The organism is Microbulbifer sp. S227A, from assembly GCF_049800935.1.
On sequence record NZ_JBNAFZ010000004.1, the window covers coordinates 72642 to 98204 of the forward strand.

Annotated in this window: 20 protein-coding genes; 8 read left to right on the forward strand and 12 right to left on the reverse strand. The window is 64.5% G+C overall.

Features of this window, described 5'->3' with window-relative positions; genetic code table 11:
• Nucleotides 1-12: 12 nt before the first annotated feature.
• From ACP15R_RS10895 to acs, 3 genes are all read right to left on the reverse strand, one after another.
• Nucleotides 13-297: a DUF4212 domain-containing protein gene (locus ACP15R_RS10895; RefSeq protein ID WP_424986433.1), complete on the reverse strand. Its 285-nt coding sequence runs from the start codon at nucleotides 295-297 to the stop codon at nucleotides 13-15.
• A gap of 66 nt (nucleotides 298-363) precedes the next feature.
• Nucleotides 364-1032, reverse strand: coding sequence for an adenylate kinase (locus tag ACP15R_RS10900; RefSeq protein WP_424986434.1), 669 nt, complete (start codon nucleotides 1030-1032; stop codon nucleotides 364-366).
• Between the two features lie 21 nt (nucleotides 1033-1053).
• Entirely contained in the window at nucleotides 1054-3024 is a 1971-nt protein-coding gene (gene acs, locus ACP15R_RS10905) for an acetate--CoA ligase (protein ID WP_424986435.1), read from the reverse strand.
• A gap of 505 nt (nucleotides 3025-3529) precedes the next feature.
• On the opposite strand from acs, the gene ACP15R_RS10910 reads away from it, so the two are divergent.
• From ACP15R_RS10910 to ACP15R_RS10920, 3 genes are all read left to right on the forward strand, one after another.
• The gene (locus ACP15R_RS10910) at nucleotides 3530-4546 is read left to right on the forward strand and encodes a C4-dicarboxylate TRAP transporter substrate-binding protein (RefSeq protein WP_424986436.1); all 1017 of its coding nucleotides are present in this window, start codon (nucleotides 3530-3532) and stop codon (nucleotides 4544-4546) included.
• A gap of 70 nt (nucleotides 4547-4616) precedes the next feature.
• Nucleotides 4617-5246: a TRAP transporter small permease subunit gene (locus ACP15R_RS10915; RefSeq protein ID WP_424986437.1), complete on the forward strand. Its 630-nt coding sequence runs from the start codon at nucleotides 4617-4619 to the stop codon at nucleotides 5244-5246.
• Nucleotides 5246-6646, forward strand: a complete 1401-nt coding sequence (locus ACP15R_RS10920; protein WP_424986438.1) for a TRAP transporter large permease — start codon at nucleotides 5246-5248, stop codon at nucleotides 6644-6646. The genes ACP15R_RS10915 and ACP15R_RS10920 overlap by 1 nt, the downstream gene beginning before the upstream one ends.
• Before the next feature lie 6 nt (nucleotides 6647-6652).
• On the opposite strand, the gene ACP15R_RS10925 is transcribed toward ACP15R_RS10920, so the two are convergent.
• The 3 genes from ACP15R_RS10925 to ACP15R_RS10935 are packed head-to-tail and all read right to left on the reverse strand — an operon-like array spanning nucleotide 6653 to nucleotide 10760.
• Nucleotides 6653-8857: a PAS-domain containing protein gene (locus tag ACP15R_RS10925; protein WP_424986439.1), complete on the reverse strand. Its 2205-nt coding sequence runs from the start codon at nucleotides 8855-8857 to the stop codon at nucleotides 6653-6655.
• Nucleotides 8850-10031 carry an FIST N-terminal domain-containing protein gene (locus tag ACP15R_RS10930; protein WP_424986440.1) on the reverse strand — a complete coding sequence of 394 codons (1182 nt, stop codon included), beginning with the start codon at nucleotides 10029-10031 and terminating at the stop codon, nucleotides 8850-8852. The genes ACP15R_RS10925 and ACP15R_RS10930 overlap by 8 nt, the downstream gene beginning before the upstream one ends.
• Nucleotides 10032-10070: 39 nt before the next feature.
• Entirely contained in the window at nucleotides 10071-10760 is a 690-nt protein-coding gene (locus tag ACP15R_RS10935; protein ID WP_424986441.1) for a response regulator, read from the reverse strand.
• A gap of 260 nt (nucleotides 10761-11020) precedes the next feature.
• Here ACP15R_RS10935 and ACP15R_RS10940 point away from each other — a divergent pair, with 260 nt between their 5' ends.
• From ACP15R_RS10940 to ACP15R_RS10960, 5 genes are all read left to right on the forward strand, one after another.
• Nucleotides 11021-11545 carry a CoxG family protein gene (locus ACP15R_RS10940; RefSeq protein WP_424986442.1) on the forward strand — a complete coding sequence of 175 codons (525 nt, stop codon included), beginning with the start codon at nucleotides 11021-11023 and terminating at the stop codon, nucleotides 11543-11545.
• 112 nt (nucleotides 11546-11657) lie between these two features.
• Nucleotides 11658-11765: a pyrroloquinoline quinone precursor peptide PqqA gene (gene pqqA / locus ACP15R_RS10945; RefSeq protein WP_424986443.1), complete on the forward strand. Its 108-nt coding sequence runs from the start codon at nucleotides 11658-11660 to the stop codon at nucleotides 11763-11765.
• A gap of 226 nt (nucleotides 11766-11991) precedes the next feature.
• Nucleotides 11992-13440 carry an amidase gene (locus ACP15R_RS10950; protein WP_424986444.1) on the forward strand — a complete coding sequence of 483 codons (1449 nt, stop codon included), beginning with the start codon at nucleotides 11992-11994 and terminating at the stop codon, nucleotides 13438-13440.
• A 27-nt stretch (nucleotides 13441-13467) separates the two neighbouring features.
• A complete protein-coding gene (locus ACP15R_RS10955) occupies nucleotides 13468-15138 on the forward strand; it encodes an amidohydrolase (RefSeq protein WP_424986445.1) in 1671 nt (556 codons plus the stop codon).
• Nucleotides 15139-15168: 30 nt separating this feature from the next.
• Nucleotides 15169-16452 (forward strand): flavin-dependent oxidoreductase, encoded by a 1284-nt coding sequence (locus ACP15R_RS10960; protein ID WP_424986446.1) that lies wholly within the window; start codon nucleotides 15169-15171, stop codon nucleotides 16450-16452.
• Between the two features lie 10 nt (nucleotides 16453-16462).
• Here the strand turns inward: ACP15R_RS10960 and ACP15R_RS10965 are convergent, their stop codons facing one another.
• Genes ACP15R_RS10965 through ACP15R_RS10990 form a run of 6 tightly spaced genes read right to left on the reverse strand, consistent with a single transcriptional unit; the run spans nucleotide 16463 to nucleotide 25510 of the window.
• A complete protein-coding gene (locus tag ACP15R_RS10965) occupies nucleotides 16463-19093 on the reverse strand; it encodes a molybdopterin-dependent oxidoreductase (protein ID WP_424986447.1) in 2631 nt (876 codons plus the stop codon).
• Complete coding sequence (gene nirD / locus ACP15R_RS10970) at nucleotides 19093-19428, reverse strand: nitrite reductase small subunit NirD (protein WP_424986448.1); 336 nt, start codon at nucleotides 19426-19428, stop codon at nucleotides 19093-19095. The genes ACP15R_RS10965 and nirD overlap by 1 nt, the downstream gene beginning before the upstream one ends.
• Complete coding sequence (gene nirB, locus ACP15R_RS10975; protein ID WP_424986449.1) at nucleotides 19425-21857, reverse strand: nitrite reductase large subunit NirB; 2433 nt, start codon at nucleotides 21855-21857, stop codon at nucleotides 19425-19427. The genes nirD and nirB overlap by 4 nt, the downstream gene beginning before the upstream one ends.
• A gap of 10 nt (nucleotides 21858-21867) precedes the next feature.
• Complete coding sequence (locus ACP15R_RS10980) at nucleotides 21868-22800, reverse strand: GAF domain-containing protein (protein WP_424986450.1); 933 nt, start codon at nucleotides 22798-22800, stop codon at nucleotides 21868-21870.
• Nucleotides 22800-24494 carry an ABC transporter ATP-binding protein gene (locus tag ACP15R_RS10985; protein ID WP_424986451.1) on the reverse strand — a complete coding sequence of 565 codons (1695 nt, stop codon included), beginning with the start codon at nucleotides 24492-24494 and terminating at the stop codon, nucleotides 22800-22802. The genes ACP15R_RS10980 and ACP15R_RS10985 overlap by 1 nt, the downstream gene beginning before the upstream one ends.
• Nucleotides 24495-24499: 5 nt before the next feature.
• Nucleotides 24500-25510 (reverse strand): ABC transporter permease, encoded by a 1011-nt coding sequence (locus tag ACP15R_RS10990; protein WP_424986873.1) that lies wholly within the window; start codon nucleotides 25508-25510, stop codon nucleotides 24500-24502.
• Nucleotides 25511-25563: the final 53 nt, after the last annotated feature.

Here is a 25563-nt window from a genome sequence, read left to right on the forward strand (position 1 = left end):
TTTGCGGGCCTCTTATTCTTCGTCAACGCCGAACTGGGCGTCGAGTTTGTTCATGCGGAACGCGTAGAAAAAGATCAGGGCCAGGAACACCAGGATCGAACCCTGTTGTGCGAACCAGAAACCGAGATCGGTGCCGCCGATGGAAATACCCGACAGCATCGGACGCAGCAGAATGCCGAAACCGAATGAGACCAGCGCCCAGATGACGAGGCTGATCAGAATGATGCGCACGTTCGCCGCCCAATAGCCCTTGTCGGACTCAGCGGTGCTCGAGGCATGAGTTGTTTGGTCCGCCATGGCGGTTCCTCCTTCTTCCTCCAAAGTTGATGACCCTCGCGTTATCGTCGCGATGGCCGGGTCTTGTCAGGCTGTGGCCTGTTTCACGATCGCCGCAAGGTCGGCGGCAATCGTGTCGATATCGCCCATCGCGTCGATGGATTTCAGCACGCCCCGGCGCTTGTAATAGGCAATCAGCGGGGCGGTCTGTTCGTGATAGGCCACCAGTCGGCTGGCGACGGTTTCGGCATTGTCATCCGCGCGCCGCTTCATGTTGGTGCCGCCGCATTTGTCGCAGGTTCCGGCAACCACCGGGGCCTTGAACGTGTCGTGATAGCCCTCGCCGCAGGTGTCACAGGTGAAGCGCCCGGAAATGCGGGTGACCATCGCCGCGTCGTCAACCTCGAGGCTGATCGCGGCGTTGATGCCCTGACCGGTTTCGGCAAGCAACGCATCAAGCGCCTCGGCCTGCACCGTGGTGCGCGGAAAGCCGTCAAGGATCACGCCCCTGGCACAATCCGGCTCGGCCAGACGGTCGCGCAGGATGTTGATCACGATCTCGTCGCTGACCAGTTCACCGGCCTCCATCACCGCCTTGGCGGCCTTGCCGGCCTCGGTGCCCGCGGCGACGGCGGCGCGCAAGAGGTCGCCGGTCGAGAGCTGCACGAGGCCGAATTTCTCCTCGAGCATCCGTGCCTGCGTGCCCTTGCCGGCCCCCGGGGGGCCAAGCAGGATCAGAACGGCGGCTTTGGTCATCGTGGCTGCGTCCATTGTCTGTTACCCCGCCCGGTTTGCAATCAGGTCATCGACAACCGACGGATCGGCCAGGGTCGAGGTATCGCCCAGCGAGCCATAGTCGTTCTCGGCGATCTTGCGCAGGATGCGGCGCATGATCTTGCCCGAGCGGGTCTTGGGCAGGCCGGGGGCCCACTGGATCACGTCGGGGCTTGCGATGGGGCCGATCTCGGTGCGCACCCATGTGCGCAGCTCCTTGGTCAGCTCGTCGCTGGATTCGACACCGTTCATCAGGGTGACATAGCAATAGATGCCTTGCCCCTTGATGTCGTGGGGATAGCCCACCACGGCGGCCTCGGCGACCTTGGGATGCGCAACCAGCGCGCTCTCGACTTCGGCGGTGCCCATCCGATGGCCTGACACGTTGATCACGTCATCCACACGCCCGGTGATCCAGTAATCCCCGTCCGCGTCGCGACGGCAGCCATCGCCCGAGAAGTAATAGCCCTTGTAGTCCGAGAAATAGGTCTTTTCGAACCGCTCGTGATCGCCCCAGACGGTGCGCATCTGGCCGGGCCAGCTGTCCTTGATGGCCAGCACGCCCTCGACGTCATTGCCGTCGATCTCTTCGCCCGACTGCGGGTCGAGCACAACCGGATGCACTCCAAAGAACGGTTTCTGCGCCGCGCCAGGCTTGAGCGCATGGGCACCGGGCAGGGGGGTCATCATGTGGCCGCCGGTCTCGGTCTGCCACCAGGTGTCGACGATGGGGCAATTGCCCTTGCCGACCACGTCGTTGTACCAGTTCCACGCCTCGGGGTTGATCGGTTCACCCACGGTGCCAAGTATGCGCAGGCTGGACAGATCGCATTTCTCGACCCAGTCGTTGCCTTGCCCCATCAATGCGCGCAGCGCGGTGGGGGCGGTGTAGAACTGGTTGACCTTGTGCTTTTCACAGACCTGCCAGAACCGGCTGGCGTCGGGATAGGTCGGCACGCCCTCGAACATCAGCGTGGTGGCGCCGTTGGCCAGCGGGCCATAGACGATATAGCTGTGCCCGGTCACCCAGCCCACATCGGCGGTACACCAATAGACATCGCCGTCATGGTAATCGAACACCACCTCATGGGTCAGCGCGGCATAGACCAGGTAACCGCCGGTGCTGTGAACCACGCCCTTGGGCTGGCCGGTGGAGCCCGACGTATACAGGATGAACAGCGGGTCCTCGGCGCTCATCTCGGCGGGCTTGCAATAGTCGTCCGCCTCCAGCGCCATTTCGTTATAGTCATAATCGCGGCCATCGATCCACGTGGTCTGTCCGCCGGTGCGCTTGACCACGAGGCATTTCACGCTGTCCTTGCAATGCAGCAGGGCGGCGTCGGCATTGGACTTGAGCGGGGTCTTGCGACCGCCGCGCGGTGCTTCGTCGGCGGTGATGATGACCTTGGCATCCGAGCCGTTGACACGCGCCGCCAGCGCGTCGGGAGAAAAGCCCGCGAACACGATCGAGTGGATTGCACCGATCCGCGCACAGGCCAGCATGGCATAGGCGGCTTCGGGGATCATCGGAAGATAGATGATGACCCGGTCGCCCTTGCGCACGCCCATCGTCTCGAGAATGTTCGCCATCCGGCAGGTGCGGCGGTGCAGTTCGGAATAGGTGATGTGCTGCGCCGCTTCGTCGGGATCGTCCGGCTCGAAAATGATCGCGGTCTGGTCGCCGCGGGTTTCAAGATGGCGGTCGATGCAATTGGCCGAGACGTTCAGCGTACCATCGGTGAACCAGTTGATCTTGACGCTTCCCAAGGTGAAATCGATATCCTTGACCTGGGAATAGGGCTTGATCCAGTCGATCCGCTTGCCTTGCTCGCCCCAGAACGTGTCCGGGTCGTTGACCGACGCGGCATACATTTCGTCATATTTCGCGGCGTTGACATGCGCGTTTGCGACGATCGCGGCGGACGGGGCATAGGATTTCGGCGTGGCTGTATCCGATGGTGCTGTTGTGCTCATACGAGGCTCCTCCCTCTGTCATTGTTGCAGGGCTCTGACAGGCCCGTCCGGGCAAAATAGACCCCGGCTCTCCTCGGGACAAATAATAACTGAACCTGAAAATTTGGAAATAACTTACGGGAATAAAACAATTAGTTTGTAAAGGATTTTCGCGCATCTTGTGGTTTGTGTAAATTTTTGTCAATCGTTCACGATTTCTTGTGCAGCCGCAAGGCATTGACTGTTAACGTAGGGTTAACAATCGCGCGCGGCCCTTGCGCGGGTGTTGCTGTCGTGACGTAAGCCGGGGATACGTGCCCCTGTGACATATTGTTCTGCCGAGGCCAGTGGGCGCGGGACGCCACGTGTTGCCGCCTCACGCAGGGTGGCGCGCGATATGGGTTCGGCGAATCGTCAGGCCGGAGGCCCGCACCGTGGCGGTCGGGGGCTTGGCTTCGTCGGGCGGGCGCGCTAGCGTTCACTCCAAGCGGTCCGGCGACTGGACCGCAATATGGGAGAGTACCTTATGAACAAGATGTTGACCGGGGCCGTTGCCACGGCGGTTGCCGTATCCTTTGTTGCCGAGGCGTCGGCCACCGAATGGAACGTGTCCGTCTGGGGCAAGCGCCGCGCCTTTACCGAGCATGTGGAAAAGCTGGCCGAGCTTGTCAGCGAAAAGACCGGCGGCGAATTCACCATGAATGTCAGCTATGGCGGCCTGTCCAAGAATCGCGAGAACCTGGATGGCATTTCCATCGGTGCGTTTGAAATGGCACAGTTCTGCGCCGGCTATCACCCGGACAAGAACCGCCTGATCACGGTGCTGGAGCTGCCCTTCCTCGGGGTGTCCAATCTCGACGAGGAAGTCGCGGTCAGCCACGCGGTCTATGGCCATCCGGCGGTGCAGGAGGAAATGGCGCAGTGGAACGCCAAGCTGCTGATGACCAGCCCGATGCCGCAATACAACATCGTCGGCACCGGCGAGCCGCGCGACGAGCTGGGTGAGTTCGAGGGGATGCGCGTGCGGGCCACCGGCGGTCTGGGCAAGGCCTTTGAAGCGGTTGGCGCGGTGCCCACCTCGGTGACCGCGACCGAGGCCTACCAGGCAATGGAATCCGGTGTTGTCGACACCGTGGCCTTTGCCCAGCACGCGCACCTGTCCTTTGGCACCATCAACCAGGCCGACTGGTGGACCGCGAACCTGAACCCCGGCACGGTGAACTGCCCGGTGGTGGTGAATATCGACGCCTACGACGCCCTGAGCGATGACGAGCGTGCGGCACTTGACAGTTCGGTGGACGAAGCCATCGCGCATTATCTCGCCAACTATGGCGAGTTGCTCAAGAAATGGGATGCGGTTCTGGAGGAAAAGGGCGTCACCAAGGTCGAGATCAGCGATGCCGAGCTTGACGCGTTCCGTTCCACCGCCGCCGACCCGATCCGTGCGGCCTGGATCGCCGAGATCGAAGGGCAGGGCCTGCCGGGCCAGGAGCTTTATGATCTGGTGGCGTCGACCCTGGCAAGCGCCAAGGGCTCGAACTGACCGGTAATCCAACGAGGTTGCGGGGCCGTGCCACGGGTGCGGCCCCGGCATCGGACAAGGGGATGAGCATATGGCGGGTTCTGCCGCGGTACTGGAAGATTCCAGCCTGCTGAGCCGATTGGACCGGGCGCTGCTGCCGGTCGAACGGTTCTGCGCGCTGCTGAGCGGGCTGGCGATATTTTCGCTGATGTTCCTCGCCGCCTATTCGGTCATTGGGCGCAAGTTCTTTGGCATGCCGTTATTGGGGTATGTCGATTACATCGAGGCCGCCATGCCGATCATCGCCATCATGGGCATTTCCTATGTTCAGCGGGACGGCACCCATATCCGCATGGACATGCTGGTCGGCGCGCTCAGCGGCCGGCTGCTGTGGTTTTTCGAACTGGTGTCGATCATCCTGATCCTGATGCTGATCACCGCCCTGACCTGGGGCGCATGGGAGCATTTCGACCGGTCCTTTGATTGCGCGCGCCCCCTGTGCAGCCGCGACAGCTCGATCGATATCGGCCTGCCCACCTGGCCTTCCAAGCTCGTGGTGCCGGTGGCCTTTGCGGTGCTGGTTCTGCGGCTGGTGCTGCAAGCGGTGGGCTATGGCCGCGCGCTTGTGCTGGGGCTTGAAAACCCGGTGGCGGTGCCGCTGAACCTGAGCGTGGCCGAACAGGCCCGGGCCGAGGCCAGCCAGCTTGCGGGGCATGACTGATGGAACCCATTGAAATCGGATTGTGGGTCAGCGCGGGCCTGCTGGTCCTGGTGCTGGCGGGGATGCGCGTGGCCTTTGCGGCGGCGCTGGCGGGTCTGGTCGGGCTGGTGCTGATCTTCTGGGCCAAGCGCGATTTTGGCGGCGAGCATCTGGGCTGGGCGCTGACCGTGGCGATCAAGACCGCGGGGCAGGTGCCCCATTCCAAGGTCAGCGCGCAGGTTCTGAGCCTGATCCCGGTCTTTATCATGATCGGCTACATGGCCTATTACGCCAACCTGACAACGGCCCTGTTCGAGGCCGCCAAACGCTGGATTGCATGGGTGCCGGGCGGGCTGGCGGTTTCGACGGTATTTGCCACGGCGGGGTTCGCGGCGGTGTCCGGGGCCTCGGTGGCAACGGCGGCGGTGTTTGCCCGCATCGCGATTCCGGAGATGCTCAAGATCGGCTACAACAAGCAATTCGCCGCCGGGGTCGTGGCCGCCGGCGGCACGCTGGCCAGCCTGATCCCGCCCTCGGCGATCCTGGTGATCTATGCGATTATCGTTGAGCAGGACGTGGGCAAGCTGTTGCTGGCGGGGTTCATTCCCGGTGCCTTTTCGGCGGTGGTCTACGCGGCGCTGATCATCGGCATCGCGATGGTGTTCAAGACGGTCGGCCCCCCGGTGCGCGGGTTTACATGGGGCGAACGGTTCAGGGCGCTGCCCCCGGCGCTTCCCATCGTGGCGGTGGTGGTGATCATCATCTTCTTTGTCTACAACCCGTTTGGCGATGCCTGGGGCACGCCGACCGAGGGGGGCGCAATCGGGGCCTTTATCGTGTTCCTGATGGCGGTGTTCCGGGGGATGCGCTGGTCCGAGCTGAAATCGGCCCTGCTGGACACCGCCAAGCTGACCATCATGATCTTTACCATCATCTGGGGCGTGTTGATCTATGTGCGGTTTCTTGGCTTTGCGGAATTGCCCGCCGCCTTTGCCGACTGGATCACCTCGCTGGACATGTCGCCGATGCTGATCCTGATCTGTATCCTGCTGGCCTATGCGGTGCTGGGCATGTTCATGGACGCGATCGGCATGCTGCTGCTGACGCTGCCGGTGGTCTATCCGGCGGTGATGGCGCTGAACGGGGGCGAGACCGTGACCGCGGCCGAGAGCGCCTTTGGCATGTCGGGGACGATGTGCGCGATCTGGTTCGGGATTCTCGTCGTCAAGATGGCCGAGTTCTGCCTGATTACCCCGCCCATCGGTCTCAACTGTTTTGTGGTGGCCGGGGTGCGCGAGGACCTGACGGTGCAGGACGTGTTCAAGGGCGTGATGCCGTTCTTTGTGGCCGATGCGGTGACCATCGGGTTGCTGGTGGCCTTTCCCTCCATCGTGCTCTACCTGCCCAGCCTCGCCGGCTAGGCGGGGTCAGGGCGCGGTGCCGGACAGAAAGCGCTGCAACCGGTCGGTGTCGATGGGTTTGTGCAACAGGGGCAGCCCGCGCTCGCGGCAGCGCAGCTCGAGCTCGACGCTGCGATTGGCCGAGATGATGCAGGCGGGGATCGGGCCGAACATGCCGGTGATCCCGGCAATGGCATCCAGGCCCGAATGGTCGTCATCCAGCTGATAGTCGGCGACGATCACGTCGGGGGCCATGTCAATATCGCTCAACAGGGCCTGTGCCTCGGCGGTGTTGGGACAGGGCAGCACGTCAAGCCCCCAGTTTTCCATCGTCAGGGTCAGCGCGTTGCGCAATTCCCCGTCATTCTCGATCAACAGCACGATGCGATGTTGCAACCTGTCCTGCCGGGGCTCTGGCGCGGTGACATCCAGCGCCGGCTGCGGCCGGTCCCGCGGCGCAAGCGGCAGCTCGACCGAGAACACCGTGCCGCGCCCAACCTGGGAACGCAGGTGCAGAGGGTGGCTCAGCAGGGCACAGGCGCGATCGACAATGGCAAGGCCAAGCCCCATGCCGTCGGCGGCGCTCGCGGTGGCGTTCAGCCGCTGGAACTCGCCAAAGACCAGGTCCTGTTGCTCTTCGGCGATGCCGGGTCCGGTGTCCCAGACCTCGACGCGCACGGCGTTGCGCATCCGCCGCGCCCCCACCAGTATCCGCCCCCGGTCGGTATAGCGAATGGCGTTGCTGACCAGGTTCTGAAGGATGCGGCGCAGATAGGTCGCGTCGCTCTGCACCTCGGCGCCGGTGCGCAGGATGCGCAGGTCCAGCCCCTTGGCGGTGGCGGTCGGGCCCAGTTCGTCGCGCAGCTGTGCCAGCATCCGGTCGAGCGATATGGTCGACAGGTGCAGGTTTGCCTGCCCCGAGTCGAGCTTGGAAATATCGAGCAACGCCGACAGGATGTTCTCCACGCTTTGCAGGGCGCTTGCGGCCTTGGCCGCGCTTTGGCGCGATTGCGGGTCCAGCGCGTCGCCATCCAGCGAGCCGACATAAAGCTTGGCCGCCGAAAGCGGTTGCAGCAGGTCATGGCTGGCGGCGGCGACAAAGCGGGATTTCGAGGCATTGGCGCGCTCGGCTTCGGACAGGGCGTCCTCAAGGTCGAGCGTGCGCTCCATGACCCGCAGTTCCAGCATCTCGTTGGCTTCGGAAATGGCGCGGATGGCGGTGCGCTCGGGGGTCATGTCGGTAAAGCTGATGACAAAGCCGCGATCGGGCATTTCCTGCATATGCACGGCAAGGGTGCGGCCGGCGCGGTGCTCGATTTCGAATGACAGCGACTCGTCGCGGCGGCTGCCCCGCACCCAGTCATCGATTGCACCGTATTCGAGATCGTCGGCCAGCGTGATCTCGGCGCGGAACTGGTCATAGATCGTGTGAAAGCTGCTGCCGATGGTAAAGCGCCCGATCGGGATGGACAGCAATTCGCCGACCCGTCGGTTCCACCCGACAAGGCGGCCGAGCTGGTCAAAGATGCACACCCCCTGGCGCAGATGCTCCAGCGTTGCGCGGATCAGCAGGGCCTGGTCGTCCAGGATCCGGTCGCGCTCTTGCCGTTCCAGCCGCATGATGTCGGTGACGTCGGTTTGCAGGATCACGGTGCCGCCGTCGGGGGTACGGTGTTCGCTGACCTGGACCCAGCGGTCCTGGGACATGCGGACGTTGAAGATGACGCTGGCATCCTTGTGCCGTACCAGCCGCTGCGCCGCCCAGGTGTCAGGGGTTTCGCGGTCGGGCAGGGCGAGATTGCGGCTCTGGCTGACGATGCGGACATATTCGGTGAACCCCAGCCCCGGGCGCAACAGGTTGCGGATGTCGGGCATGTGCATGCCAAAGCGGCTGTTGCACATCACCAGCTCATCCCCGGCGTTGAACAGGGCAAACCCTTCCTGAACCGTCTCGATGGCGTTGGCGAGGTTCGAGCGCGCCGCCTCGGTTTCGCTGTTGGCGACCGCAAGGCGGGCGTTGGATTCATTGAGCAGGTCAAGCGCGCGTTCCAGGTCGCGGGTGCGCGCGCGGACCTCTTCCTCAAGCAGCGCGGCCCGCTGGAACTGGGCATAGGCGGCACCGGCGGCATCGACGCTCTGCTCGACCCGCTGCATCAGCGCGCTGGCGATGATCTTGAGCTTTTCGTTCTGCCGTTCGATCGAATCCTTGGGGTTGATCAGCGAGTCAGCCATCGGTCCCGGTCTCGTCAGGAGGATAGATCGCGACCCCGGTCAGAGTCTGGTTCACATGCATCGAATTGAACTGTTCGCCATAGGTGGAAAACCCGACCACCCGGTTGCGTGACAGGATCTCCGACAGCGCCCCGGTCATCTGCTTCTCCTGCGCTTCGAGGCGGCGCAACATGCAGTCACAGGCCAGAATCGCGTCCGGCTCGCGTTTCGCGGACAGCTCGCCGATCTCGCGCTCCAGGTGGGTGGCCATGTTCTCGGGTTCGGCCAGTGTCAGCACGAGGCCGGTGTCGATCGCGGAAAAGAAATTCAGGTTGCCATCGGTGTTCAGCTGCTGGATCGCCCGCACATGGTGCTGCCCGTCGATACGCACCACCACCGGATGCGCGGCAAAGGTAAAGGTCGTGAGCTGTTCCGGGTCCTTGCCCAGCAGCCGGGCATATTCGCGGGCGGCGGGTTCGGCGTTGATTTCATAGACGATGCGCCGGTCGGGATCGGCATTCGTGACCACCATCCGTTGATCGGTGGGCACCAGGTGATCGGTCTTGAATACCTTGATCGGACAGCGCGTGCGAACCTGGAGCATCGCTGCCGCGTTGGTATGGGCCACCCCATCGTCCAGCACAAAGGTTGCGCCGAAATCCTGGCCGTCACCGGCCGAACCGCCAAACAGCGGGACCGGCCCCAGACCGATGGACAGGTCCGAGACAAAGGTGTCTTCCTGCATCGACATCCCGTCGATCATCAGGAAGGTGAACTCATAGCTCCAGTCGGGCTCGTCGCGGATCATCTCGTTGCGGTTGCGGATCATCCGGTCGATCACCGATTGCGCCTCGTAGGTTCCAAGATCGTCGACCAGCAATGTCCGGGTGATGAAATGGCTGCGCGGCAGCCCGATGGCCAGGATTTCGCCCTCGGCATAGCCCTGGCTGGAAATCTCGCCCGCGGTGGTGCATCCGATCACGCGGGCCGGGGAAAACACTGCCTTGGCACGCCGGATCGTGTCAGGGACATCCGCCCGGGGCGTGACGAACAGCACGACCGCAGAGAGTTCGGACGGGTCCAGCGCCCGCGCCAGGTCGCCAATGGCGTCGGGGGCATCGTGGCGGACATAGGCCGAGCGCACGATACCCGACATGCGCGACAGCGCACCGGACAGACCGTTGGTCCGCTGCATGGCCGATCCTCCCTGTTTGGCTGGCCGATGCTATCCAGTTCAGATACGGTCTGACAAGACGCTGCCGAAACTGGTTTCCTTGGCAATCAGCACGGCCTGCGTCCGGCTCTGCACACCCAGCTTGCGCATGATCGCGGTGACATGCGCCTTGACCGTGGTTTCCGCGATCGACAGGTCGTAGGCAATCTGCTTGTTCAGCTTGCCTTCGCAGATCAGTTTCAGGATGCGGGCCTGCTGATTGGTCAGGCTGGCAAGGCGCTTGATCGCGTCGTTGCGCGGTCCGGTCTCGTCCGTTTCCAGCAGGTCATAGCCCGGCGGCACAAAGACCTGCCCCTGCGCCAGTGTCCGGAACGCCGCGTGAAACACCGCGCGTTGGCTGTGCTTGGGAACAAAACCGGCGGCCCCTGCGTGGATCACCGAACTGATCACGCGATTGTCCGCCATCGACGACACCACGACAATCGGCGTATCGCTCGCCTTGTGCATGCGGATCACGCCTTCGATTCCGTTGACATCGGGCAGGTTCAGGTCAAGCACGATCACGTCGGGCGCATCATGGTCCTGCAGCCATGTCATTGCTTCCTGCAAGGTGGCGGCGCTGTCGATCCGTCCGATCCCGGCCACGGTCTGCAAGGTCATTGAGAGCGCGTCGCAGAATAGCGGGTGATCATCCACCACGAGGGCGGACTGAAAGCTGGCGGGCGGGGTTGGTTTGGTCATCATGTTCATGGGAAATCTATCGCCTTGCGTCCCCGAAAGCTAGCAAAGAGGTGCAGGCGGCGCACCTGTCGAAAGGTCGTAGGCGCCGTGTCTGGGCCAAGGGCACGCTCCAGCCGTCTATAACCAAGGTCGAATACCGCGCCCGGCACGGGCCGGTTAAGACCGCCGCCATCCCGGTCCGGCGGCAGGCGTGCGCATACCCCATGGTCGCATTGCCGTTTTGCTCGCCCGCCCATAATGTGAACCTGACAAGTCGAAGGACCCAAGCCATGCAGATGAATGATTCCATTGAAATCGCCGCACCGCGGTCCGTGGTCTGGGAGGCGCTGCTCAGCCCCGACGTGCTGAAGGATTGTGTGCCCGGCTGCCAGGAGATGAGCGGCTCGGCAGAGGAGGGCCTGGAGGCGACGGTCGTGCAGAAGGTCGGCCCGGTCAAGGCGACGTTCAAGGGCGGGGTGACGATTTCCGACGTGGTCGAGGGCGAGAGCCTGACCCTGACCGGTGAAGGCAAGGGCGGTGCCGCGGGCTTTGCCAAGGGGGGCGCCAGGGTGACTCTGGCCGATAGTGGCGAGGGCACATTGCTGAGCTACGAGGTGGATGCCAAGGTCGGCGGCAAGCTGGCCCAATTGGGCAGCCGCATCATCGACGGATTCGCCAAGAAGATGGCGGCCCAGTTCTTTACCCGATTCCAGGAGGTCGTTCAGGGCCCCGCCGACGGCGATGCCGAAACGGCGGAAGAGACCGGGGCGGAACCCGCCAAGAAGGGCTGGATCAAGCGGATGATCTCGAACTGAGCCACCGACAGGCCGGGTCGGGCACCGTGCGGCACTACGACCAAAGGATCATTTGTGTGATGCGGTACGAGGGCTAAGCTGTGGCGACGGAGAATTATTGGGAGGATACCGAATGGCCTGGAAGACACCGAAACTCACGGAAGTGAACTGCGGCATGGAGATCAACATGTACTCTCCAGCCGAGGATGACAGCCGCGACTACGAGCCGGACCTGTTCTGATCGACACAGGGCCGTTTCGGGCGCCGCCACCACATTCCTGATGGCATATGGCGCCGCCAAGCAGCGGTACGCACCAACAACACCGCTCCTGCGGACCGATACGACAATACCCCGCGTCAGATCGCTCTGGCGCGGGTTTGTCGTGCGGGGGTGATCCCGGACGGGCCTCTGGTGTTTTGCGATGGCGCGTGTAACGTGGCGCAGAACCGACGACAGCAGGGACATCATGCAGGACATCTACCTTGAGAACGACGCCACCGGGCTGGCGGCGCTGGTGGCAAGCGGCGAGGTGTCGCCAGACGCCCTGTTGGATTGCGCGCTCGAACGTGTCGCCGCGATAAACCCCGCGCTGAACGCGGTGGTGATGCTGCGCGAAGGGGTCGCACGGGAGGCGATCCGCGCCGGGCTGCCCGGGGGGCCGTTCACCGGCGTGCCGTTCCTGCTGAAGGATCTCGGGGCCGAAGCCATCGCGTTTCCCACCAACAACGGGTCCGCCCTGATGCGCGACAGCGTGCATCGCTATGACAGCGAGCTTTACCTGCGCCTGCGCGCCGCCGGGCTTGTCAGTTTCGGGCGTACCACATCGCCCGAGCTTGGCATCGGCCCGGTGACCGAGGCACAGGTCTATGGCGGGCCGACGCGCAATCCGTGGAACACCGATTACACATCGGGCGGCTCGTCCGGCGGGGCCGGGGCCGCGGTCGCGGCGGGGATCGTGCCCGCCGCCCATGGCAGCGATGGCGGCGGGTCGGTGCGGATCCCGGCCTCGTCCTGCGGGCTGGTCGGGTTTAAACCCACGCGCGCGCGCCTGCCCGAAGGGCCGGGGGCCGGCGAGGGCTGGGGCGGCATGGCGATTGACGGCTTTCTGACCCGCAGCCTGCGCGATACGGCGGCGCTGCTGGATGCGGTGAATGGCCCGGATCTGGGCGCGCCCTATTTCCCGCCACCGATGCGGGGCACCTTCGTACAGGCGCTCGCCACACCGCCGCGCAAATTGCGCGTGGCCCTGTGCCCGATGACGCTCAGCGGGACGCCGGTACATGCGGATTGCGCCGAGGCGGTCGAAAAGACCGGCCTCTTGCTGGAGAGCCTGGGCCATGCTGTGGAACCGGTGAAACTGCCCGCCGATCTGGGGGTCGAGGAGATGATGGTCGCCTGGACGCGGATCGTCGCCTGCGGCACGGCGCTTTCGGTGCGTTCGGTGCTGGGCGGCACGCCTCTTGACCGCGACCTTCTGGATGGGGTGACGCGTGGCGCGCTTGCCTGTGCCGAACAGGTCTCGGGCGCGGATTACCTGCAGGCCATTGGCGAGATACATGCCTTTGGCCGCCGCATGGCGCATTTGCTGACCCAATGCGATGTTCTGGTCACCCCCACGCTGGCGGCTCCTCCGGCGCGGGTCGGGCAGCACAAGCCCGAGAACGAGGATTTCATGGATTACCGCACCGGGCCGGGTGGCGTGTTCGAATATTCGCCCTTTACCGCGGTGTTCAACGCCAGCGGGCAACCTGCCGTGTCGCTGCCGCTGCATTGGAACGCGGCGGAGTTGCCGGTGGGGGTGCACCTGGCGATGCCCTTTGGCGAGGACGAAGCCTTGATGTCGCTGGCGGCGCAGATCGAAGCCGCCGCGCCCTGGTGGGACACGCAACAGCAACTGGTTGCGCGGCTTGGCTGACGCGTCAAGGAAAGGTGGAACAGGGTCATGACGGTTGCAGAGATCATCATCGAGAATGGCAGGCTGATCACCATTGACGCGCGCATGGGCCGGGCCGAGGCGGTCGCCCTTGGGGACGGGCGCATTCTGGCGGTGGGCAGCAACGCGGATATGCGCGCGTTGCGCGGGCCAGAGACGCGGATCATCGATGCGGGCCAATGCACGGTTCTTCCGGGCTTTATCGAAAGTCATATCCACCTGTTCCCCGGCGGTCTGGAGCTGGGCCTGCTCGACCTTTCACGCAGCCATGACATCGAAACCGTCACCGCCCGGGTCCGGGCCTATTCGGCCGAACAGCCGGATGTGCCGCTGCTCTATGCCATTGGCGCGCATTACGACCTGCTGGGGGCGGGGCGCAAGATCGACCGTCACGGGCTGGACCGGGTGATGCCCGACCGTCCGTTTGCGGTGATGGCGGCGGACCATCATACGGTCTGGGCCAATACGCGGGCGCTGGAGCTTGCCGGGATCCTGCATGGCGGGCCGGTCTCGGACGGCAGCGAGATCGTGATGGGGTCCGACGGGCTGGCCACCGGGGAATTGCTCGAACCCGGCGCCTATGAACATGTGCTGGCCAGAACCGCGTCGGGCGGGCGTGATCTTCTGGGGATGACAACCGGCAATGATCCGGTGCCACCGGCGAACCCACAGCAGCGCGCGGCGGACAAGGCGGTTCTGCGCGACGGGTTGCGGCATCTGGCAAAGACCGGGGTGACAAGTTTTCACAACATGGACGGCAACCTCTATCAGCTCGAACTGCTGTCCGAGATCGAGGCCGAGGGCGATTTGATCTGCCGGGGGCAGATCCCGTTTCACCTGAAGAATTTCGACCCCATCGACCGGCTCGCCGAAGCGGCGGAGATGCGCCGCCGCTTTGACAGCGACTGGCTCTGGTCCGGGCGGCTCAAGCTGTTTCATGACGGCGTGGTGGAATCCGGCACCGCCGCCATGCTGCGGCCCTATCCGAACTGGCCCGACAGCACCGGCGCGCCGTTGTTTGCACCGGAGCAATTCAATGAAATCTGTGTGCGGGCGGATGCGATGGGCCTGCAAATCAGCGTTCATGCCATTGGGGATGCCGCGGTGCGGGGCACGCTGGATGGTTACGCTGCGGCCCGCGCGGCGAACGGGGCGCGCGACAGCCGGCACCGGATCGAACATATCGAGGTGTTGCATCCCGACGATCTGCCCCGCCTGCGCGCGCTTGGGGTGGTGGCTTCGATGCAGCCGCTGCACGCGCCCTGGGGCGGGTTGTTCGCGCCCTCGGACGAGGGGCAGATCCTGCATGAGGATCAGAAACCGCTGGCCTATGCCTGTCAGACCATCCGCGAAACCGGGGTGCCGATGATCTTTTCCAGCGACTGGCCCGTGGTACCGGTCGAGGTGCTGCCTTCCATCGGCGCGGCGGTCGCGCCGAAACCTCTTGGCGGCAACTGGACGGACCAGCGGCAGGATCTGCAGGACGCGCTGGCAAGCTATACCGCGACCGCGGCCTATGCCGAATTCAGCGAGGACCGGAAAGGCCGCCTGGCGACCGGATTGTTTGCCGATCTGGTGATCCTGTCCGATGACATCGAACGGGTCGCGCCGGACGAGCTGGGTTCGCTGGCGGTTCAGGTCACGATTTGCGGGGGCCGTGTGACCTATGACGCGGGCTAGGTTCATCTGGACGTACAGGGGGAGGGGGTCATGCCGGAACCACATGTCCTGATTGCCGGTGGCGGGATCGGCGGGCTGTCGCTCGCGCTGACGCTGCACCAGATCGGGGTCAGGGCCACGGTGTTCGAAGCCGCGCGCGACATGCGCCCGCTGGGGGTGGGGATCAATTTGCAACCCAACGCGGTGCGCGAACTGATCGAGCTTGGCATCGGCACCGACGCGCTTGACCGGGTGGGGATCCCGGCCCGCGAATGGGCGCTTGTCGGGTTGAACGGCAAGGAAATCCATGTCGAGCCGCGCGGGCTTGAGGCCGGGTATGCCTGGCCGCAATACGCCATGCATCGGGGCCTGTTTCACATGTTGCTGTTTCAGACGGCGGTGGACCGGCTGGGGGCGGACGCCCTGCGCCTGGGCAGCCGCGTGACAGCCTATGAGCATCGCCCGGATGGCGGTGTCTCGGTGACCTGTAAGAATGCGCGGGGGGCGGTGTCGCGTCACGACGGTACCCTGCTGATCGGTGCGGATGGTATTCACTCGACCATTCGTGCACAGATTTATCCGGATCAACCGCCGATCCGCTGGGGCGGCATTCTCATGTGGCGGGGCACGACCCGGATGCGCCCGATCCGAACCGGTTCGTCCTTTGTCGGGCTGGGCACATATCGGCACCGCATGGTGATCTATCCGATTTCACATCCCGATCCGGACGGCGTCTGCACTGTCAACTGGATCGCTGAACAAACCGTGGATCCGGGGCATGGCTGGGAAAAGAGCGGCTGGTTCCGCCCGGTCGGGATCGAGAGCTTTGCGCATGAATTCGACGGATTCCGCTATGATTGGCTGGACGTGCCGGCGATGCTGCGCGCGTCGGATATCGCGTATGAGAACCCGATGATCGACCGCGATCCAGTCCCGACCTGGGTTGACGGGGCGGTGGCGTTGATGGGGGATGCGGCACATGCGATGTATCCCACCGGGTCGAACGGCGCGAGCCAGGCCATTGTCGACGCCCGTGTGCTGGGGAAATCGATGATCGATCACGGGGTCACACCGGCGGCGCTCGCGGCCTATGACAGGGCGCTCTGTGCGCCGGTCTCAGAGCTGGTGCTGCGCAATCGCGGGGCCGGGCCGTTCGGGTTGCTCAACCTCGTTCACGAACGCTGCGGTGGCGTGTTCGATGATATCGACCGGGTGATCGCGCCTGCGGAACGGGCGGCTTTTGTTGCCGGGTACAAGCAGGCGGCGGGGTTTTCCATCGAACAACTGAACGCCGCGCCACCCACCATCCCGCAGGGTGCCAAGGTGACGCGGTGATTGCAGCCGGTTATTCGGCGGCCTCCCTGTGTGTCATGCCAGCGAGCAGTTCGGCGATCTCGGGGCGGCAGGATCCGCAATTGGTGCCCGCCTGCAAGGCCTGACCCACGGCCTCAACCGAGAGCAACCCGCCGGTTTCGATCGCATCGACGATGGTGTTCACCCCGACGCCGAAACAGGCACAAAGCATCGGGCCGGGATCGGGAACATCCGCCGGGGTGCGCCCGACAAGCACGTTGCCAGCGGCCTGGCCCGGCAGCCCGGCGAGATAGTCGCGCATCACCGCCACCGGCGCGGGTGACACGAACAGCGCGGCGAGCAATTGTCCCTGGTCCTCAAAGGCGATCCGCGCGGTGCCGCGTGTGGCGTCGATGATCGAACTTGCATTGCTGTCGGTCAGACCGAACATCTCGCGCGCATGGGCTTCCCAGTCGGTCGCGGGCGCGGCCCCGGCCAGTTCGGCACGATACCCGGCCTGGGTGGTCGCCAGCGCCCAATACTCGGCGCGCGCGCGGATCGGCTGGCGCGCCACCGCAAAGCCATACCATGCCGCGTTGAAACGGCTGACATTGACGACGCCGGCCTTGGTTTCCGGCTGCCCCGAGACCGGGTCGGTGACGCCGGGCAGCAACGCGTCGATCCGTGCGGACGGTGCGGTTTCCCCGGTCCAGTGGATCGGGGCAAAGACCTGTCCCGGCTGCATGTCGCGGGTGATCCGCAGCCGCAGGATCACGCTGCCGACCGGGCTGGTCACGGTCACAAGATCGGCGGGCGACAGGTCGAGCCGGGCGGCGTCGGACGGGTGCATGTCAAGGAACGGTTCCGCCATGTGCGACGACAGCCGGGCCGACAGGCCGCTGCGTGTCATCGTGTGCCATTGGTCGCGGATGCGCCCGGTGTTCAGGCGGAACGGATAGCGCCGCCCGGTGCGGGCAACCGGCGGCCTGTGCGTCACCGGAACCAGCCGCGCCTTGCCATCGCCATGATGGAATTTGCCATCGGCAAAGAAGCGTCCCCCGGTGCGCGATGCGGTGATCGGCCAACGGGTCGGTCCCATCGCGTCATAATCGTCATCATTCATGTCCGCGCAGGCCGATATGTCGAAATCGAGCTCGAACCGCGCGGCAACCCCTGACAGCGCCGCGTGTTCGCGGAAAATCTCGGCCGGGGTCTGATAGTCGAATTGCCGCGACCATCCCATGCGCCGGCCCACCTCGGCCAGCTGGGCCCAGTCGGGCCGGGCAAGGCCGGGCGCGCGCAGGGCGCTGCGCTGGCGGCTGATGGTGCGGTCGGAATTGGTGACGGTGCCATCCTTTTCCGCCCATGCGGCGGCGGGCAGCAACACGTCGGCGAGCCGGGCCGTATCGGTGGCGGCGGTGATGTCGCTGACCACGGTAAACGGGCAATCGGCCAGCGCCTGCCGCACCCGGTCGCTGTCGGGCATCGAAACGGCAGGGTTGGTGTGCATCACCCAGAGTGCCTTGATCCGGCCGTCCGCCACCGCGCGGAACATGTCCACCGCCTTGAGACCGGGATTGGCGGGCACGGCCGGAGATTCCCAGAAGGTGCGCACCGCCGAGCGGTGATCCGGGTTGCCCAACTCCATGTGACAGGCCAGCATGTTGGCCAGCCCGCCGACCTCGCGCCCGCCCATGGCGTTGGGTTGTCCGGTGACCGAAAACGGCCCGCAGCCGGGTTTGCCGATGCGCCCGGTGGCCAGGTGGCAATTCAGGATCGCGTTGACCTTGTCGGTGCCGCTGGCGGATTGGTTGACGCCCTGGCTGAAGATGGTGACGACCTTTTCGGTGCTCATCCACATCTTGCAGAACCGGGCAATATCCTGCTCGGTCAGACCGGTGATCGCGGCGCGGGTGCCATAGGCTTCGCGCAGGGTGGCGTCGAACCCCTCGGTATGGGCAAGAAAGCCCTTGTCCAGCGCGCCGCCCTCGTAAATCTGCGTGAAAAGATGGTTGAACAGGGCGACGTCGCTGCCCGGTGCCAGCGGCAGATGCAGATCAGCCCCGTCGCAACTCGCCGTGCGGCGCGGATCGATCACGATCAGCCGGGTGCCGCGCGCCTCGCGGGCGGCGAGGACGCGTTGATGCAGCACCGGGTGACACCAGGCGAGGTTGGAACCGACCAGCACGATCAGGTCGGCCTCGTCCAGGTCGTCATAGGTGCCGGGCACGGTGTCGGTGCCAAAGGCGCGTTTGTGCCCGGCCACGGTCGAGGCCATGCAGAGCCGCGAATTGGTGTCGATATTGGCCGAGCCGATAAACCCTTTCATCAGCTTGTTGGCGACATAGTAATCTTCGTTCAGGAGCTGGCCCGAGACGTAAAAGGCAACGCTGTCGGGGCCGTGTCGGGCAATGGTGTCGGAAAACCGGGTGGCGACCAGGTCAAGGGCCGCGTCCCAGGTGGTGTCCGCCCCGCCCACGCGCGGCGCCAGCAACCGTTGCCCCAGCCCCACGGTTTCGCACAGGGCCGAACCCTTGGAGCAGAGCCGGCCACGATTGGCGGGATGCTCGGGGTCGCCCCGCACATCAAGCCCGCCATGACCATCCGGTTGCAGCAATACGCCACAGCCGACCCCGCAATAGGGGCAGGTCGAGCGGATCGCGGGTGCGTGGCTGTCCTTCATCAGGCGGCGCTCCGCGCACCGATGGCGGCGCCGTCGATCAGGATGCGGCCGTCCTGTTGCAATTGCAGCGGGTAGGTTTCGATGCGGCCCTCATCCGCGCCCTGCGCCGTGCCGGTGTTCAGGTCGAACACCCAGTTGTGCAGCGGGCAGGTCACGTTCTGCCCATGCACGATCCCATCGCTCAGCGGACCGCCCTTGTGCGGGCACCGGTCCGAGGCGGCGAACACCTCGGCCTCGGCGGTGCGAAACACCGCGACACAGCCAACGGGGGTTTTCAGAACACGTGCCCCGCGCAGGGGGATGTCGTCGATATGTCCAATGTCGATCCAGCTCATTCTGCGGCCTCCAATGTCAGGTTGGCGAGGGGGGCATAGCTTGCGGCGCGTTCGGCGGCGTGCTCGGCCCAGGGGTCCTTGCGATAGATCGATTGCGAGAGTTCGAACGCCTCGACCAGGCGCTTGCGCTCGGCCAGGTCATCGACGACGCGTTCCCTGACCCAGTCGAGCCCGACCTTGGCCACCCATTTATAGGCGCGGTCGAGATATTTCGCGTTCTCCCGGTATAGCTGAACAAAGGCGACGGTCAGTTCGATGGCCTCTTCTTCGGTCGCTGCATCGGCCAGCCGTTCGGTTTCCTTGAGATCCATGCCCGCGGCACCGCCGACGCTGACCTGGTACCCGCTGTCCACACAGATGATGCCGACATCCTTGCAGGTCGCCTCGGCGCAGTTGCGCGGGCAGCCCGAAACCGCGAGCTTGACCTTGTGCGGTGTCCACGAACCCCAGAGGAGTTTTTCGAGCTTGATGCCAAGCCCGGTGCTGTCTTGGGTGCCAAAGCGGCAATGATCGGTGCCGACACAGGTTTTGACCGTGCGCAGCCCCTTGGAATAGGCATGGCCCGATACCAGCCCGGCATTGTTGAGATCGGCCCAGATCGACGGCAGGTCTTCGCCGCGCACGCCCAGCAGGTCGATGCGCTGGCCGCCGGTCACCTTGACGGTGGGCACACCGTATTTCTCGGCGGCATCGGCGATGGCGCGCAGTTCCGTCGGGTTGGTGATGCCGCCCCACATGCGGGGCACGACGCTGAAGGTGCCGTCCTTCTGGATGTTCGCGTGTTTGCGTTCGTTGACAAAGCGGCTTTGCGGGTCGTCCTGATACTCCAGCGGCCAGTCGGCGAGCAGGTAGAAATTGATCGCCGGGCGGCAGACATGACAGCCATTGGGGGTGTTCCAGCCAAGCTCCTGCCACACCGCGGCCTGCGATTTCAGCTCTTTCGACTTGATCAGTCGCCGAACGTCCTCGTGCGACAGGTCGGTACAGCCACATACCGGCTGTGCGGCGGGCATCTGGAAATCGTCGCCCAGCGTGACCTGCAACAGTTGTTCGACAAGGCCGGTGCAGGTGCCGCAGGAGGCGCTGGCCTTGGTCGTGGCGCGCACCGCGCCCAGTTCGGCCGCGCCGCCCGATATCGCGGTGACGATATCGCCTTTGCACACGCCGTTGCAGCCACAGATTTCCGCATCATCCGGCAAGGCTGCAACGGCTGAGAGAGGGTCCGATGCGGCACCTCCCTGGTAGGCCGGACCAAAGATCAGCGTATCGCGCATCTCGGCGATATCGGCCCCGTCCTTGATATGGCCAAAGAACCAGTTGCCGTCGGCGGTATCGCCATACATCACCGCGCCGATCAGCTGGTCGTCCTGCAGCACGAGGCGTTTGTAGATGCCCCGCGCCGGATCGCGGAACACGATATCTTCGCGCCCCGGACCCTCGGCGAAATCGCCGGCGCTGAACAGATCGCAACCGGTGACCTTGAGCTTGGTCGAAAGTTCCCGCGGGACAAATGCGCCCGGCTGCCCGAGCAGGGATGCCGCGACCACCTTGGCCTGATCGTAAAGCGGGGCCACCAGGCCGAACAGCTGGCCATCGAATTCCACGCATTCGCCAACCGCATAGATGTCGGGATCCGAGGTGCGCATCTGGGCGTCGACCTCGATGCCGCGCGCCACATCCAGATGCGCGTCATTGGCCAGCCGGGTTTCCGGCCGGATGCCCACCGCCATGACCACCAGGTCGGCGGGCAGGGTTTCGCCGCTTTCCAGCAGCACCGCCTCGGCACGGTCCTCGCCGAGAATGGCCTTGGTCGAGGCCTGGGTTTTCACGGTGATGCCGCGCCGCTCAAGGTCAGAGCGCAAAAGATAGCCCGCCGCCTCGTCAAGCTGGCGTTCCATCAGGTGCCCCATGAGATGCAGCACCGTGACCTCCATGCCGCGCAGGCGCAGACCGGCCGCGGCCTCAAGCCCCAGCAGCCCGCCGCCGATCACCACCGCATGTCCGCCCTTGCCCGAGGCCTCGATCATCGCGTTGGTGTCGTCAAGGTCGCGATAGGTGATCACCCCGGGCAGGTCCTTGCCCGGAACCGGGATGATGAACGGCGCGGAACCGGTGCCGATCAGCAGCTTGTCATAGGGCAGCTCGCCATGCTCTCCGATCACCACCTTGCGGTCGCGGTCGATGCCGATGACCTGTTCGCCAAAGCGGCAGGTGACACCGTGCTGCGCATACCAATCCGCGTCATGGGTGACGATTTCCTCATAGGATTTCTCGCCCGACAGCACCGGCGACAGCATGATCCGGTTGTAATTGCCGCGCGGCTCCCCGTTGAACAACGTGACCTCATAGGCGTCCGGCGCCGTTTCAAACAGATGTTCCAGCGCCCGGCCGGTGGCCATTCCGGCGCCTATGACAACAAGCTTTTCCATGTTCCTATCCTCAGCAATACCAAGCGACGATGTGTGAGAGTTCGCCGGCGCGATAGATCGGCAAGCCGACCGCGCCCGCATAGCCGGCGGTGGCCGGGGAGGGACCGGTTTCAAGCGCCGGCAGGCCAGTGCCCAGAACCTTGCCGATCAGCCCCTGCCACGGTTCGACGCGCCGGGCGATTTCGTCATTCCAGAGCGCCCCATCGCGGGCGCAGATGCCGTCAAGCATCACCGCCGCCGGCTCTTTGCCGACCTTGGCGCTGCGCGCGTCCCAGATTTCGAAACGGCGGGCGATGGGGGTGCCAAGCGCCGAGAGCAAAGTCAGCACATAGGCCTTGCCGCCGGGCACCGGCACCGGCAGCCCGAGACCGGTGGTCAGCCCGGCCTTGCCCGCGCTTTCGGCGCGGATGAACCGATAGCCCGAGCCGAGATCGCGCATCAGGATCGGTGTCCTGGCGGACCAGACCCCGCCGGGCAGCCCCTGGCCGCGCGGGAACTGGGTGTGTTGCGATACCCATTCGAAATGTCTGGCGGCCCCGTAATAGCCATCGTCCAGCGTCAGAACCCCGTCGCCTTCCGACCAGACTTCGATCGCGCCGGTGCGGCTGTCATCATCGGCGCACAGCACGACAAGCACCGCGCGCAGGGTCTTGCCGTCAAAGACCGGGATGGCAACCGCGGCGGTCAGCCCCGCGGCGCGGGCGGCCTCGGTGCGTTTGAAATACGAGCCGTCAAACTGCTTGAGCACAACCGGGCGCTCTTCGGCCCAGGCCTTGCCGGGCAGGCCCTCGCCACGGGCAAAGCTCTGCTTGCCCGAGGCCACGGCGAAATCGTCGAGCGTGCCATAGCTGCCAGACCCGAGCACCAGCTTGTCGCCCTCGGGAACCCAGACTTCGGCGACTTCGACAAACGTGCGCAGGGGCGCGTCCAGAACGGTTTCCATCAGGCTGCATCCTTGTCGGCAATCGGTTCGGCGGGCTCGGTTTTCGGCGCGCCCGCCTTGCCGTGTTCGTAGTCTTCGAGAAAGCTCAGGACCTGTTCGCGATAGTTGTAATAGTCCGGATGTTCGAGCAGCGCCTTGCGGCTGCGCGGGCGGGGCAGGTCGACCTCGGTGATCTTGCCGATGGTGGCTTGCGGCCCGTTGGTCATCATCACCACGCGATCCGCCAGCAGGATCGCCTCGTCCACGTCATGGGTGACACAGATCGCGGTGACCTTGGTGCGCGACCAGACCTCCATCAACACGTCCTGCAACTCCCAGCGGGTCAGGCTGTCGAGCATCCCGAAGGGTTCATCCAGCAACAGCAGCTTGGGCGACAGGGCAAAGGCGCGCGCAATGCCCACGCGCTGGCGCATGCCGCCCGACATGTCGGCGGCCTGCTTGTCCATCGCATCGGCCAGCCCGACCCGTTCGAGATAATACTCGACCACGTCCTGCCGCTCCTGGCGGCTGGCGCGGGGATAGACCTTGTCGACCCCGACCGACACGTTCTCGCGCGCGGTGAGCCAGGGGAACAGCGAGGGCGACTGGAACACCACGGCGCGTTCGGGATCGGCGCCTTCGACGTGACGGCCATCCAGCTTGATCGCACCCTTAGAGATCGAATTCAGACCCGCCGCCATGGTCAGCACCGTGGACTTGCCACAACCGGAATGGCCGATCAGCGAGATGAACTCGCCCCGGTTGACCTTGAGGTTGAAATCCTCGACCACGGTCAGCGGGCCCTTTGGGGTCGGATAGATCTTGTGCAGCTGGCTGAAATCTAGGAAACGCTCTTCGATCAACCCGCTCTGGGCCTCTTTCACGGCGGCGGGCACCCCGTGGATCGGCGTGACATCGGGCAACAGGCGGTTGCCCCGGGTATTGGCCTCGATGCCCACATCCATCAGGTATCCGGTCACCCGCGCGCGCAGTTTCTTGAACACCGGATCATGGTTCATGTCGCCGCGATCGCGTGGGCGGGCCAGGGTCACCGGGATCGGCTCGGCCAGCGTGCCATCCGGGTTCAGCGGCACGATGCGGTCGGCCAGCAGGATCGCCTCGTCGACATCGTTGGTGATCAGGATGCAGGTCTTCTTGTCGGCCTGCCAGATGCGTTCGATCTCATCCGCCAAGTTGGCGCGGGTCAGGGCATCAAGCGCCGAGAGCGGCTCATCAAGCAGTAGCATCTCGGGGTCCATCGCCAGCGCCCGCGCCACCGACACCCGTTGACGCATCCCGCCCGACAGTTCCGCCGGTTTGCGGTCGATCGCGTGGGGCAGGCCGACCATGTTCACATAATGGGCGATCTTTTCGGCGCGTTCGGACTTGGGCAATTTCGGAAACACCGCATCCACCGCCAGCCCGACATTGCCGCCCACCGACAGCCACGGCATCAGGCTGTAATTCTGAAACACCAGCCCGCGTTCCGGTCCGGGGCCATCGATGGGCGCGCCCTTGAACAGCACCTCGCCCTTGTCGGGGGTTTGCAGGCCGGCGACGAGGTTCATCAGGGTCGATTTGCCGGTGCCGGAAAACCCGAGGATCGCAAGGAATTCGCCGTCTTTGACATCCAGCGATATGTTCTTCAGAACCTCGGTGCGTTCGGGACCATTGCCGAACCCCTTGGAAACGTTCTTGAATTGCAGGATAGCCATGGCGCTCACCGGTTGTTCGAGAAGGTAAACATCGACTGGATCGCATACATCAGCCGGTCCAGCAGGAAACCGATGATGCCGATGGTCAGGACCGCCACCATGATCTTGGCCAGCGATTGCGACGAGCCGTTCTGGAATTCATCCCAGACAAATTTGCCAAGCCCCGGGTTCTGCGCCAGCATCTCGGCGGCGATCAGCACCATCCAGCCAACCCCCAGCGACAGGCGCAAACCGGTAAAGATCAGCGGCAGCGCCGAGGGCAGCACCAGCTTGGTGATCTTGGTCCAGGTGTTCATTTTCAGCACCTTGGACACGTTCACCAGATCCTTGTCGATCGAGGCCACGCCCAGCGAGGTGTTGATCAGGGTCGGCCAGAGCGAGCACAGGGTCACGGTGATTGCCGACACGAGGAACGACTTGGAGAACAGCCCGTCATTGGTGGCATAGACCGCCGAGACCACCATGGTGACGATGGGCAGCCAGGCCAGCGGCGACACCGGTTTGAAAATCTGGATGATCGGGTTCACCGCGGCATTTGCGGTGGGCGACAACCCGGCCATGACGCCGATTGGAATGGCCACGGCAGAGGCGATCAGAAAGCCAAAGAACACGGTCTTGATCGAGGTCCAGATCTGGTCGTAATAGCTCGGCGCGCCGGTATAGGCGATGTTCTTGACCTTGTCGGCCTGCCCGCTGGCGATCAGCTTGGCGTTGCGCGCCTCGAGCCGTTCGTTGAACTTGGCCTCTTTCGCGGCCTTGGCCTGGGCATCGTGGTGCAGGTTGACCGCCTGTTCCCAGACCTGCGCCGGGCCGGGGATCGCGCCGAGCGAGGTCTGCACCGTCGGGGCCAGTGCCGCCCAGAGCGAGAGAAAGGCGATGATCGCCACCAGGGGCACGCCCAGCAGCTGCCAGATTTCCGACACTTGCGCGCGGGGATTGTCCCCGGCGATGGCGCGCAGGATTGGCGTCATCCAGGGCAGGCCAAGCACCTGGAACCATTTGTCGGCTGAGGTTATGCGGCTGAAGCGCCGTTCGCGCCGGGCCTCTCGGGCCTCGTCGGTCGACAGGC